17 protein-coding genes are annotated in these 13462 nt (G+C 36.6%); 1 reads left to right on the plus strand and 16 read right to left on the minus strand.

Annotation, left to right across the window (positions count from 1 at the left end):
* Nucleotides 1-213: 213 nt before the first annotated feature.
* The gene (locus tag IPL24_10620; protein ID MBK8364103.1) at nt 214-945 is read right to left on the minus strand and encodes an SDR family oxidoreductase; all 732 of its coding nucleotides are present in this window, start codon (nt 943-945) and stop codon (nt 214-216) included.
* An 81-nt stretch (nt 946-1026) separates the two neighbouring features.
* On the opposite strand from IPL24_10620, the gene IPL24_10625 reads away from it, so the two are divergent.
* Nucleotides 1027-1605 carry a hypothetical protein gene (locus tag IPL24_10625; protein MBK8364104.1) on the plus strand — a complete coding sequence of 193 codons (579 nt, stop codon included), beginning with the start codon at nt 1027-1029 and terminating at the stop codon, nt 1603-1605.
* Between the two features lie 22 nt (nt 1606-1627).
* Here IPL24_10625 and IPL24_10630 read toward each other — a convergent pair whose 3' ends face one another.
* From IPL24_10630 to IPL24_10700, 15 genes are all read right to left on the minus strand, one after another.
* Nucleotides 1628-1876 (minus strand): hypothetical protein, encoded by a 249-nt coding sequence (locus IPL24_10630; protein ID MBK8364105.1) that lies wholly within the window; start codon nt 1874-1876, stop codon nt 1628-1630.
* Nucleotides 1877-1893: 17 nt separating this feature from the next.
* Nucleotides 1894-2280 carry a hypothetical protein gene (locus tag IPL24_10635; GenBank protein MBK8364106.1) on the minus strand — a complete coding sequence of 129 codons (387 nt, stop codon included), beginning with the start codon at nt 2278-2280 and terminating at the stop codon, nt 1894-1896.
* Nucleotides 2281-2321: 41 nt separating this feature from the next.
* On the minus strand, nt 2322-3041 hold the full coding sequence (locus IPL24_10640; GenBank protein ID MBK8364107.1) for a hypothetical protein: 720 nt from the start codon (nt 3039-3041) through the stop codon (nt 2322-2324).
* Nucleotides 3042-3142: 101 nt separating this feature from the next.
* On the minus strand, nt 3143-3829 hold the full coding sequence (mtgA, locus tag IPL24_10645; GenBank protein MBK8364108.1) for a monofunctional biosynthetic peptidoglycan transglycosylase: 687 nt from the start codon (nt 3827-3829) through the stop codon (nt 3143-3145).
* A 5-nt stretch (nt 3830-3834) separates the two neighbouring features.
* Nucleotides 3835-4104, minus strand: a complete 270-nt coding sequence (locus IPL24_10650; protein MBK8364109.1) for a hypothetical protein — start codon at nt 4102-4104, stop codon at nt 3835-3837.
* On the minus strand, nt 4080-4241 hold the full coding sequence (locus tag IPL24_10655; protein ID MBK8364110.1) for a hypothetical protein: 162 nt from the start codon (nt 4239-4241) through the stop codon (nt 4080-4082). The genes IPL24_10650 and IPL24_10655 overlap by 25 nt, the downstream gene beginning before the upstream one ends.
* Nucleotides 4242-4277: 36 nt before the next feature.
* Nucleotides 4278-6212, minus strand: coding sequence for a hypothetical protein (locus IPL24_10660; protein ID MBK8364111.1), 1935 nt, complete (start codon nt 6210-6212; stop codon nt 4278-4280).
* An 83-nt stretch (nt 6213-6295) separates the two neighbouring features.
* The gene (locus tag IPL24_10665) at nt 6296-7693 is read right to left on the minus strand and encodes a transglycosylase SLT domain-containing protein (protein MBK8364112.1); all 1398 of its coding nucleotides are present in this window, start codon (nt 7691-7693) and stop codon (nt 6296-6298) included.
* A gap of 83 nt (nt 7694-7776) precedes the next feature.
* A complete protein-coding gene (gene raiA / locus IPL24_10670) occupies nt 7777-8076 on the minus strand; it encodes a ribosome-associated translation inhibitor RaiA (GenBank protein MBK8364113.1) in 300 nt (99 codons plus the stop codon).
* An 18-nt stretch (nt 8077-8094) separates the two neighbouring features.
* Nucleotides 8095-8973 carry a tyrosine-type recombinase/integrase gene (locus IPL24_10675; protein ID MBK8364114.1) on the minus strand — a complete coding sequence of 293 codons (879 nt, stop codon included), beginning with the start codon at nt 8971-8973 and terminating at the stop codon, nt 8095-8097.
* A 131-nt stretch (nt 8974-9104) separates the two neighbouring features.
* Nucleotides 9105-9299, minus strand: a complete 195-nt coding sequence (locus tag IPL24_10680; GenBank protein ID MBK8364115.1) for a 30S ribosomal protein S21 — start codon at nt 9297-9299, stop codon at nt 9105-9107.
* A 54-nt stretch (nt 9300-9353) separates the two neighbouring features.
* Nucleotides 9354-10493, minus strand: a complete 1140-nt coding sequence (locus IPL24_10685; GenBank protein MBK8364116.1) for an acyl-CoA dehydrogenase family protein — start codon at nt 10491-10493, stop codon at nt 9354-9356.
* A gap of 55 nt (nt 10494-10548) precedes the next feature.
* Nucleotides 10549-11439, minus strand: coding sequence for a helix-hairpin-helix domain-containing protein (locus IPL24_10690; protein ID MBK8364117.1), 891 nt, complete (start codon nt 11437-11439; stop codon nt 10549-10551).
* 34 nt (nt 11440-11473) lie between these two features.
* Complete coding sequence (locus tag IPL24_10695; protein MBK8364118.1) at nt 11474-12391, minus strand: SDR family oxidoreductase; 918 nt, start codon at nt 12389-12391, stop codon at nt 11474-11476.
* A 3-nt stretch (nt 12392-12394) separates the two neighbouring features.
* Entirely contained in the window at nt 12395-13315 is a 921-nt protein-coding gene (locus IPL24_10700; GenBank protein ID MBK8364119.1) for an NAD-binding protein, read from the minus strand.
* Nucleotides 13316-13462: the final 147 nt, after the last annotated feature.

Raw genomic sequence — 13462 nt, forward strand, 5'->3', positions numbered from 1 at the left:
GATTGGTTTCTTAGGTTTAAAGTGTTTAAGGTGTTTTAAGTGTTTTAAAAAAAATTAAAGCGTCCAGAAGAAGGTAAATAATAAAAAAAATTAAATGTGTTTTACCTATGAAAATTAGAAAATTTCCCGGTACCTAAGAAATAAAATCTCCCCGCATTTTCAGTGCCCACATTTTTCACTTTTCACTTTTCACTACTGGTTATTCGCTAAAAGTTAAGGAGTACTCACCGAAACCTCCAGCACTTTCCCATTATAAAACTTACTCCCCTCCATAGCAAATCTCGCTATGTAATTTCCCATTTCTAATGGTTGTTGTGATGCCGAAAAACCGGGAAACGCCTGTGTAAACATTTCGGTTTGTACACTTCCCAGCGCCAGACAATTCACTGCTATATTTTCTTCCTTAAATTCCTCTGCCAGACACTCTGTAAGAACGCACAGTGCTCCCTTGCTGCTACTGTAGGCCGACAACCCTTTGAACTTTACACTTCCCTGTACGCCTCCTATTGAGCTAATGTTAACTATGTGATTTTTTATTCCACCGGAAGAATTACTATCACTTTTCATAAGTAAATTCAACATACTTCTGATCAGGTTTACAGGACCAAATACGTTTGCTTCATAAATTTCTTTCCAATCAGAACCTGTTAATTTTTCAAACGGCAAATACTTAAGATAACCTGCATTGTTAATGAGAATATTCAAAACAGAAACCTCTTTTTCTATCTTCTGACTAAGAGCTTTCAAAAATTCTTCATTCTGAAAATCCCCTATGCAAATCGTAAGTTTTCCCTTCACTGAAACTTGTTTGTACTCCTCCATCAAACGATCTAAACCGGCTTCATCCCTGCTGACAGCAAAAACATGGTTGGTAACAATTGATGCAAGACTCAATGCAGTATAATAACCAATTCCTCTGGAGGCTCCGGTAATGAGAATATTCATAAAATTGTAAATTAAGTTGTAAAGAAAATCAATTTGTGCTTAACTAATTCAATTGATCTTTACATTTACAAAAAAAAACACGTGAAAAATTCATTCTTGTTATCTGTCTTTTTTATCTCTTGTCTGACTATACAAGCACAAGATCCTTCACAGGAACCAACTCCGAGAGAAAGCGAACCTCCTGCACGTTCAAGTTCAGGATCCGGCGGTTTTGAAAACAGATTTTTTACAGGCGGTGATTTTGGATTACAGTTTGGATCCTCAACTTATATTCAAATTGCTCCATTGCTTGGATATAGGATCACAGAACAATTTTCAGCGGGTATCACCGGAAAATATATTTACTATAGTTTAAAAGACGACTATGCCGGATTTGACTATAAGACAAATATTTATGGCGGAGGATTATTCACGCGTTACAACGTCCTGGAAGAATTATTTTTGCACGCCGAATTCGAAGCCCTGTCAATGGAAGTCCCACTTTCTGTTTATGAAACGAACAGAAGAATTGTTTCAGGACTTTTCCTGGGTGCCGGATACCGGCAATTCATAGGTGACCATAGCTCCCTTAATCTAATGTTGCTCTTTGATGTAATTGAGGACAAATACTCACCATATACTAACCCACAGATCAGGATCGGGTTTGACTTTGGATTGTAACGAAATAAGAATGAAATAATAATTAATTCTCTTTAAGGTAAGGTATCGCCCTATAAATATCCAGGTCAACATTTCGCATAACTTTGTTGTAGTATTCCTGTTTAGGAAGGTAATAGATCAGATACCCTTTTGCATAAAAATACAATGCTTCCGGTTCAGAGATGTAGTCTCTGATCTTCGCTTTTAATTTTGAAGTATCATTCGATTGAACGATCAATTGATTATACCATCGACCACTTACAATTACAGAAGGAATAGTAATCGTATCCATTGAAACGATCAATGAATTTACAAAGTCGATACCATTTTTCTTCTTGTGTGATAAGAATAAACGGGACCTTCCAAAAGATCCAAAGTCAACTTTTCTCCGCCGGCATTAAATGTTGTACTTACTTTCGAAAAACTTGCAGCATCAAAGCGATCTGTAGGGGAAATTGTACAACATAATGATGAAATGATCAGCGTTGCACAGAAGAAAATAAATGCTCTGTTGTAAAGGTATTTGCCATAAATGAGAATGATAAACGGAACAATTGGGATCAGATAACCGGATTCCATTGGCAATTTAAGAAAGGCGATAATGTAAATATCAACTGCAACAAGCCATGCAATAACATACTTCTCATTGATAGATCTTGGAAATAAAAATTTATTCTTTGAAAGATTGTGTGGCAAAAAGAAAAGGATAGTTGAAATCAGAATTCCTAAAATTCCGATCAGCCCCAGACTTCAATTGATAATTTATACAGAACCTTTGGAATAGCAGGATATGGAACTTCATAGTAGGTAAAAAATCCAAAACCATATTTACTCATCAGTGGAATATAGAATAACAAGCCTCCGATAATAGCAGGCAAAGCCATCTTCAAAATCCTTCTGACATTATTATTCAAGCCATCGTTTCGGGTTAATATAATTGAAAGCGGAAGTAAAATTGCACCGGAAGTAAGTCTTGTCCCGATTGCAAGCGCTAAGAAGCAACCTGCAAGCACCAGTTTATCTCTCAGCATAAAGAACATACCAAGCATTATAAAAGCTAATGCAATATTATAATCGATGGTTGTTGTACTATGAATGAATATCACAGGAACAAACGCCATTGTTGTTGCCGCAAGAAATATTAATTTGAACCGAAGCGACCTGAGTATTAATGCAAAAGTGGTGACAGCAATTGTTGTAAATATTGCTGAGATCATGTTCATTCCAAATGATCCCAATGGACTCACCAATGAACAAAGAAATTCATGTACAGGGTATCCGGGAAGTCGTGATGGAATATATTCACCGGTATCAAAAAAGTGTTTAGCAGAAATAGCAACAGACCATGAATCGCCATCAAGTCCATACCCGTATTGAATAAATGGTATCCGTGAAAGAAAAATCACCACTGCAAAAAGCAGATACTTATTGAATTCTTTACGTCTGGTGATTTCCACAGTTGGTATTTATGCTTCGAAACTGCAATAAAAAATGCTTGTTTCTGATTTTCAAATATGTGCCAAAGATATTTGCAAATCAAGTAAAACAAACAATTAGATCAAAAATCTTCTAATTTTAATCTGCTAATAAAGTGCATGATGCGTCCGGCCTTCTTCTGAACTCTTGCATTTGGCTTGACCGGACTCCATTTCAACGGACTTGGAAGGATTGCAGCGATCAGCGATGCTTCTCTGACACTTAACTTAGAAGCAGGTTTATGAAAATATTCCTGCGCAGCTGCCTCCACTCCATAAATTCCATTTCCCATTTCAATTACATTCAGATAAACTTCCATTATTCTTTGCTTACTCCAGAAGATCTCGATCAGAAATGTAAAATAAACTTCAAACCCTTTTCTTATCCAGTTTCTTCCCTGCCAGAGAAATACATTTTTTGCCGTCTGCTGACTGATCGTACTTGCACCTTTCATCCGCTTTCCCTGATGCTTCTTATTGTAATTCTCAGCCTTTCTGATCGCTTCGAGATCAAAACCAAAATGCTCTTCGAACTTCTGATCTTCAGCAGCCATGACTGCCAGTGGCATCGCTGAACTGATCTTATCCAATGAAACCCAATCTTTCTTAAGTTTCATTTCTTTCCCATCCCACTTCTGTTCAACACACCGGATCAACATTAAAGGTGTAACAGGAATCGGAACAAATCTGAATATAATCACTGAAAGAATACTTATAGCAAAAAACCAGAGTGCAGTTTTAAATAAAATCCGTAATATCTTTTTGAGCATTCTGTTTATCTTAAATCAAGGATAAGTTTTTCTTGTGGAGCAAGATCAAATATTGCAATGGTTTCTTCGCCCACTTTTTTCAATCGTATATTTTTCTCTCCTGCACTTATGTTTGCTGATTTGGTTACAACACTTAATCCTTTAACTGTATTGACATTTGCATTGTAAACTACCACCTGATTATTTTTCAAGTATTGCATTTTCACATTCTCCAATTGCAATCGGTAGTCAAGCAATTTTTCAACTGTAGTCAACCAGATTTTATTTTCATCCATATATCTCTGAGTTTCGCAAGCACTTTATCGAAATCAGGATTAATTACAATTTTCCCATTCTCATAAGAATAGAATCCTGTTGTTGAATCAACTCTTGCCAGATAACAATGCAGAATACAATTGCCTTTACTTTGCACCAGATCATTTAACCGGGCATCATCAAAGTAATAATTCTATAAAGATCCATCAGGTGGATCCAACGTGTATGTAGTCCGCCATGAAATAAGCGATTCGTTTTTAGGATTTCGAAAATATTCACGTGCGGCATATGGATCATTCCAACCGGAATAAGGATTAGTAAAAAATGAATTGAAAGAAGTATTTGCAAAAGTTCCATTGTCTTCATAATAGCTACTCCAATTATATTTCACTCCATACTTTTTGAAAAGATCGGACATATAATATTTTGAAGTACTATCAAGCCCGTCACAATTAATATCTTCACGATTCGAATTAGGAGAATTGTCATAGCCATGATCGATCCAGTTTACACTTGCGAAATTTTCTTTCATGAAACTCATCGCTTCCTCCGCAAGTTTACGGTTTGTTGTATATGGATCAGGTGTATGAAGACAAATTTCAAAATCTTTTCTCTTCAACTGTTTCAACATTTCCAAAAACTCCGGTGATTGTTTTACTGAAATCGATGGACTATTAAATCTCTGATCTTTGATTGAATTCGTTTCTTTCGTTGGATTATCATAGAAAACACTTTTTGTGACTGGAATCCCATGTCCGGCAAAACCACTTATTGCTGAATCAGCACTTACAATTTCTTCACTACCAAACATAACTGCACGTTGAGTTCGTATATCTGAAAAATCAGCATGCTCAGTCCACACCATTGATGCAGGAATTCCGTCAGGATTATTCATTAACCTGATAAGTGGTCGTTCACTGTCTATTGCTAAGAGTTTAATTTGTCCGGACAAGGTTGAACCTTTCAGATATATTTTTTCTGATACATCATTATAGAAATTTTCATTTTTTCGTTTTAGAGGAAAATAATTTAATGGATGATCTCTTGCAAAATCAAGATTCACAATCAATCGTTCTCCTATTAATTCCAATGACGATCTTTGTCCATTCTTGTCAGTAATAAGATCATACCCTTTTGTTTCAAAAACAATCTGACCATTCTTTATCCAATAATCCCTGGATTTATAAAAAATGAGATCTGAATTTTCATTTATAACAGATCGTACCGGAATACCATATTGAAGGAAAAGGGCAATCCTTTTCACACTTATATTTTTATTAAAAACTATTTTTGAATCAATAGAAATATCACCGGAAAGATTATTTATGAGTAATTCTAAATCTGCATCAGCTTCGTCTGACTTAAATCCGATTTTCACCTTTACCAATTCACTTGCAACATTGAAAGATATGGAAGATGCATTTTCAAGGACTAAGTCAGCTGAACTCCAATCTGCTTTTGTCTTTCTATAAGTTTCCATAATTACTTTTGGTGACGAAATAATTGTATCACCTGAGTTCGATAACAGACGAATTTTTTTTGCTATTGAATCAATTTCGACGATATATTTAGACCCCTGGAGTCTTACAGGATTCAAGAAAATTTTTTCTGAATCATCTTCACCATATGGAATGACAGTAGTTTTGTATGGAAGTAAGCCAATCGAAATTTCAACATCATCGAAATCACACGTAACAGTTTTATCTTTAGTCCAGCAATAGATCAACAAAGTATTGGCACTATCAACGAAGTTAGACGGTAAAAAAAATGGAACTTTATTAGTTTTCCAATCTCCATTATTTGATTCAAGGTCTTTTGAATCCCAGATCATTGTAGAATCATTTCTTTGAACAGAAAAAGCTAAACCACCAGCATCAGGCAGTTTTAGATTCCTGAATTTTACTTTTACCTCTACATAAATATTTGAGCCCAGTACATTTTCCGGAAAACTTCCTTTATATCCTATTGCATAGATCTGGGTATCAACTCTGGAAAAATGATTATTCGTCTGGCTATCGAACGTTTTAGTAGATTCATTGATCCAGTTAACAGAATCTCTGACACCATCCAGATTATTTTTAAAAACTACAGGAGGATTACCGGCTATGGCCAGAATCGGGAGGAACATAATATAAAAAGAAGTAGTCTACCTTTCATTCACCACAATTGGATGTGGCCTCAAAAATACTTAAAGACAGATTGCAAACAACGTTATTCAGAATTTTTCTGAACAACCTTTGTATTGACAGCTTTACTGGTATAAAACTCGGCATTTTTGTGATCGCCGGTAATGCGATACAATTTCGCCAGACTGTCTAGTGATGTCAGGTTTGTCGGATTTTCATCGAGGTTCAATTTGAACATCTTGATAGCATCTTCATACCTTTGTCTCTTTGTCAATTGATTCGCCAGGTTATTCACATGCAGTTCACTGGCAGGGTATTTCCGAAGTACAACATCTTTCTGAGACTGGGTAACAACCGATGCCAGGTGAACGAACTCTTTACGGATAAAAGTTACTTTTTTCAGGAAGTAATCGTATGGAATCATATCATCAATAAAGTCCTTCTCATATGTTTCCAGACAAGTATTCAGATAATCGAATGCTTCCCAGGGCTTCATTTTCTTTCTGTCATAATTCTTCATGATCACATCGCCTTTTACCAGATAAACAGTATCTCCGGTTTGCTCGATGATTCCATTAAAGTTGATCAGTGATGCCAATGCAATTTGTGAGTAATTCTGAGATTCATTCTTGAAGCCACCACAGGTAGTTTGCCAGATCTTTTCAAACAGCTTTACGCCGCCGGCAGTTGGATTGATTGCATCAATAACACAACGTACATTCCCGGGTCCGGCATGATAAGCATGAAGCACCAGCAGTCGGAACCAAAGATCTGTTTCACTATATGTAACACCTTTTTCATCCAGAAACTTTCTGATGTATGGTATACAACTGGTTTTTATCAGTGATGAAGCTGCTTTTGCTGATTTATCAATATCAGAACGCTCATCAACATATTTATTAACCTTTAGGCCATAACGAATCGCAACAGATTTCATTAACTGAAACGGACCATTTGCGCCTACTGATGATTTGGATTTTAATTTCCCGGGACTTTCGATCAACATGATCGCTTGTGCATACCAAGGGTCGCAACTATTTTTTTCAAATGCAGTGATTGCGCGACTGATAATTGGAAGTACTTTCTTCACTTCATAGAACTCACCTTTTCCGGCAGTCACAAATAAGTGATCAGCACTTTCAACTTCATAGATCTTGCAGAGACTGTCTTTGTAACAAAGTTTTTGCGGTTCAGTCTGGCTCATCCATACAGAGCGATTAACGCGGTTGATTGGCTTTCTGCAATATGAAATGTTAACGATACAGGTATCGCTGGTCATGTTGATGACATCACGCCAGAAAATTGCTTGCGGCAAAGTGTCCCAACCTTGCGTGTGCATAGTTGAATCCTGAAGAAAATGCAATTGCAGAGTGTCATTATATGTAATTACAGTCTTGTTGACCACATTAAAGTTGCGGTCAGCCTGAGCATTGAAAATGCTTAGACAAAATACTGCGAATACGACTGAAAAAATGCCTTTCATTTGGTTCTTTAATACAATAGAATTACGCTCCGTTTAGAACGGGGTTAGCGTAATTCCATTATATATCTTACAATTTCTTTTAGTTAAACTCCCCTTAGTTTTTCCTTGTATTTTTTGATCTGACGGGAAAGCGTTTCAATACAAAGATCTGTTGCTTCTTCAAAAGTATGACATTGTTCCTTAGCGATAATATCGTTACCCGGAATCTGAATGACTATTTGCACGATTTTATTTTTGTTGTCACTGGCTTTATCAATTTTTAAAGTCACTTCACTTCCAATAATATGGTCGTAAAAATGAACCAGTTTATCTACTTTTTCTTCAATGAACTGCAACAACTTTTTGTCTGCATCAAAATGAATTGACTGTACTCTGATTTTCATAGAAATCCTCCTGATTTTTTAAGCCCGTGGGTGAGCTTGTTTATAAACTTCTTTTAATTTCTCTATTGTATTATGCGTGTAAACTTGAGTAGCACTTAGATTTGCATGTCCAAGCAATTCCTTAACACTGTTAAGGTCTGCCCCATTGTTTAACATGTGTGTGGCAAAAGTATGCCTTAAGATATGCGGACTTTTTTTCTCCAAAGTGGTTACGGCACTGAGTCGTTCTGTTACAATTCTATAAACCATTTTTGGATACATGCTTATACCTTTGGAAGATACAAAAAAAGAAGCTGGAAAAGGCGCAATTTCTTTTCTGGCCACAAGGTATGCTTCTATTAATTCCTTCAACTTAGAAGTAAACGGTATAATACGCTCTTTGTTTCTTTTTCCTAAAACTTTTACCTGACACTGATACAGGTCAATACGCTCATCTGTAAGCCCTATCAGTTCTGCTCTCCGCATACCGGTGGCATATAACAACTCCAGTATTAAACGGTCTCTTATTGCATCAAACCCATCACCGAAATTCACATCGGTAAAGAGAAGTTGCATTTTACTTTCTTCAACGAATACCGGCAATCTTTTAGAGATCTTTGGTGATTGCACTTTCAGAAGAGGGTTTAATTTTACTTCATCCCTGCGCAGAAGAAATTTATAGAATGTTTTTAGTGCAGTAATTTTCCGATTGATTGAACGTGCACCTACTCCACTTTCCATTAAGCTAACCATCCAGGAACGAACCATTGACTGACTTACCTGATCAGGTTTTTCTACTTCATAAAGTTTTTTCTGAAACTCAAAAAATTGATTGAGATCACTTTCATACGCCATTACTGTATTGGCAGAAAATCGTTTTTCAAAACGGAGATATTGGAGAAAACTTTGTATGATCATATTGAATAAAAAAAGAGAAACAAATGCATGACATTCGTTTCTCTTTCACATTTATGTTCTTATATCTGTCATGCGACCGAAAGGTTACAGCAACAGTAAAGGTAGCATAATTATTCCTTACAATCGACCTATTACAGGGTATTTGTGCGTTTCATGTTCGAAATATATTTCGCATGAATGATTTCCTGACGACGTTCAACAGATGGTTTTTCAAATGTTTGACGACGACGTAATTCACGAACTACACCTGTGCGTTCGAATTTCTTTTTAAATTTCTTAAGAGCCTTGTCGATTGACTCGTTTTCTTTAATCGGAACGATGATCATTGTTAATTTTAAGATTTGGACGGCAAAAGTATTGATTTCTTTTGGATAAACAAATTATTTTAAGATTTCTCTGGCAATAACCAGCTTTTGAATCTCACTTGTACCTTCACCGATGGTACATAGCTTTGAATCGCGGTAAAATTTCTCAACCGGGAAGTCTTTTGTATAGCCATACCCGCCGAAGATCTGAACTGCTTCAGTCGAGGCCATTACTGCCACTTCCGAAGCATAATATTTTGCGAAAGCGCTCTGTTTTGTACATTTTTCGCCTCTATTCTTTAAATCGGCTGCCTGAAGTGTCAACAATTCTGCTGCTTCGATCTTTGTAGCCATATCAGCTAATTTGAACGAAATCGCCTGAAATTGAGAAATTGGTTTACCAAATTGCTCTCTTTCCTGGCTGTATTTTAATGCTGCATCATAAGCACCCTTTGCAATTCCGATAGACAAAGCTGCAATGGAGATCCTGCCACCATCGAGAACTTTCATTGATTGTTTAAATCCTTCACCAACATTTCCAAGAATAGCTGATTTATGGACTTTACAGTCTTCGAAAATCAATTCTGCCGTTTCTGAGGCACGCATTCCTAATTTATTCTCTTTTTTTCCGGCTTTAAATCCGGGAGTTCCTCTCTCTACAACAAAAGCAGTAATTCCATTCGAGTCGAGCAATTCCCCTGTACGTGCCAGAACCACAGCCACATCGCCACTTTTTCCATGAGTGATCCAGTTTTTTGCGCCATTAAGAATCCAATAGTCTCCTTCTTGTTTAGCGGTACACTGCATACGCATTGCGTCACTACCGGTATTCGCTTCAGTTAAACCCCATGCACCGATCCATTCTCCGGTAGCCAATTTTGTGAGGTACTTTGTTTTTTGCTCCTCATTTCCAAAGGCCATTATATGTCCTGTACAAAGAGAATTATGAGCTGCCATCGAAAGTCCGATTGAACCACAAACACGAGCAACTTCAATGATCGCCGTTACATATTCAAAATAACCAAGACCGGAACCATTGTATTTTTCAGGAACGAGAATTCCCATCAGACCCTGTTCGCCCATCTTCTTAAAAAGTTCGACTGGAAAGGTTTGGGCCTCATCCCATTCCATAATATTTGGACGAATGTGTGCTTCAGCAAATTTTTTGACAGTCTCGGCAATCGTTGCCTGGCTTTCGTTGATACCGAATTCCATAGGTTTTATTGAATGTTTTTTTGGGAAAACAACAGAAAATTCAAAGAAATGAACTTCAGTCGACTTTCAGATAAGGCACAAGTTTACGGAAGATTTCATCAGTTAGCAAAGGAAGATTCTTCAAATCGTCAGTACTCTCAAAACGTTTATGCTGCTTTCGGTAAGTGAGTATTAAACCGGCCAGCTTTTTTCCGATGTATGGATGTGAAGCCAATACCGGGAAAGAGTCGACATTCAGGACTACTACTCTTACATCATTATCATTCACAACAACTTGATCCTTGATCAGGTTAAAGAGTGTATCATTTACACCATAAACTTCCTTGAGTTGTTCGATCCTGATAAATCCTCCCAATCGGTTTCTGTAACGTATAATTCGTGACGCTAAAGTTGGTCCTATTCCCCTGAGTTTTTCTAATTGAATTGAATCTGCAGAATTGATCTCAAGCCGCTCAAAACTGGTTTTGACTTTAAGATGATATTGATTCTTTTCTTTAGTAAAAGAATCCGGTAAAGAAATAAACGGATGTAGTTCTGCATACAACCTTTCATTCATTCCATAAATTTTCAGAACATCTTTCTTTACTCTGAACTTACCGCCTTTCTTTAAATAGTTCAGCACAGAATTGGATTGCTTTTCTGACAATCCAAATTTCATCCATTGTTCTGCGTTTAATTTGTTTGGATCAAAAGAATGCAATGTGGAAATTTCAGGCAATGGCTTTTCAATCACTTTAAGAGTTAATGCTTCCATTTCAATTTCCTTCTGCAACTTTTTTACTGTTTCTAAATCAGGATATGGATATTTCAGGTCTACATTATTCAGATAAAAGAGAAAAATAATCTGAAACAAAAGAATTCCCAGAAGAATTGATAAACCTCTTCTTTCCCGCATTGAAAGTGTGAGATATTCTTTCCAGACTGATTTTATTTTCTTACGTTTCATTTGCAGAAAAATTATTCATGCAAATGAAGAGCAATCAATTTTTTTCTGCAACCAATAAAAGCTGGTTCTTTAAATAGGAAAGTCCTTCAATAAAAGTGCGCGGATGAAAATCGAGTTCATTGACAGCCTTGGTGATTATAAAACCCGTAACCGGCGGACGTACTGCCGGCTGCTTCAGATCCGCTGAACTGGTTGGAATGATCAAACTTTTATCCAGTTCAAAATAGTCGGCAACGATTTCAGCAATATCTAAAATGTTCATCACCTCTCTTCCTGACACATGATAAATTCCTGTTGCTTTTTTCAGTGCAGCAGAAACACATGCATCAGCAAGATCTTCTGCCAAGGTCGGGGAACGAAACTGATCGTTGATAACCGTAATTGTTTTTTTGTTTTTTAAAGAATTCATAACCCATAAAACAACATTTGAACGACTGTTATCATCAACAACTCCATAAATTATGATCGTTCTGAGTATTGCAGCAGGAATCCCACTCTCAAAGATCCGTTTTTCGCCTTCATATTTTGTATGTGCATAAAAGCTCAATGGATTCGGTTCATCTATTTCAATATATGGACCATTTCTTCCATCAAATACAAAATCTGTCGAGAGATGTATTAAATGTGAATTATATTTTTTACAAACGCTGATTATATTTTCAACTGACTGAACATTCAGTAGCCATGCTTCTTCTCTTTTAGATTCACAAGCATCAACATTTGTCATGGCAGCAGTATTGATTACAAAATCAGGTTTATATTTTTCGAAAACACTTTCAACAGAATTCAGTTCAGAGATATCCATAGAAATATACTCATAGCCATCAGTGGCTCTCATTCTGTTTTCACCTCTTGAAGTACTTATACATTTCACATCAGATCTGTTTCTGAGTGCATAAATTATTTTCTGTCCTAAAAGTCCGTTACTACCTGTTACTAAAATTGTTTCCATTGATTACTTTAAAATTTCCTTGAATTTAGAAACCTGTTCCTGCGTTCCAAGCACAAATAATTTCGCATCCTGCATCATGACTGTATCAGGAGATGGATTTATAATGTAATCACCCGACGCAGATTTATAGCCTATAATATTTGCACCGGTTTTATTTCTGATCTCAAGTTCCCGAATTGATTTATTTTGCATCGAGTCAGGTAAACTTTTAAACAAAATTTCTTCCAGACGAATATTGATTGTACCTGTGATATGATCAATAAATTCAAGAACATCCGGTTTCGTAATCAATGCTGCCATGTGCGTACCTCCTATCTTATCGGGCATGATCACATTGTCTGCTCCGGCTCTTTTCAATTTATGTTCAGAGGCGTCATCAGAAGCACGACTGATGATCTTTAATTTTGGACTTTTATCTCGCGCAGTGAGAACAACAAATACATTTGCAGCATCACTTGGAAGAGCGGTGATCAATGCTTTTGCACTTTCCAATCCTGCTTCAATCAATACCTCATCCTTTGTTGCATCGCCTTCAATGAACAAGAGGTCCTGCTCTTCCTGCATTGCAGCGATGATCTGAGGATTAGATTCAATTGCGACAAAGCGTACACCTTCAGATCGTAATTGATCACAGGCTTGCTTACCATTTCTTCCATAGCCACAAACAATGATATGGTTCTTAAGTTTCTGAATTTCTTTGTTCACTTGATAATGTCTGAAATAGGTTTGAAATTCTCCTTCGATCACATACCTGGTGATCACTGATATTGCATAAGCAAATGTACTGATACTATAAATAATGAGAAAGGAAGTAAAGATCTTTCCTCCTGTATTCAACTCTTTTACTTCCCGATACCCTACTGTTGCAATAGTGATGATTGTCATAAAGACAGCATCAATAAAATTGTAATCCTCAATCCACATATATCCCGCAATGCCAATGATCAAAGCCGATACGATCAATCCGATAGCAATGTATAGCTTCTTAAAGTAGCGGAGATTAATGTGTAAAATGGACTGAGTCACAAAAGAGGTAATTTTTTTGTAAGGTTATTACAAAAAGTTCAAAGC

The sequence above is a fragment of the Bacteroidota bacterium genome, assembly GCA_016711505.1.
Classification (GTDB): domain Bacteria; phylum Bacteroidota; class Bacteroidia; order AKYH767-A; family 2013-40CM-41-45; genus JADKIH01.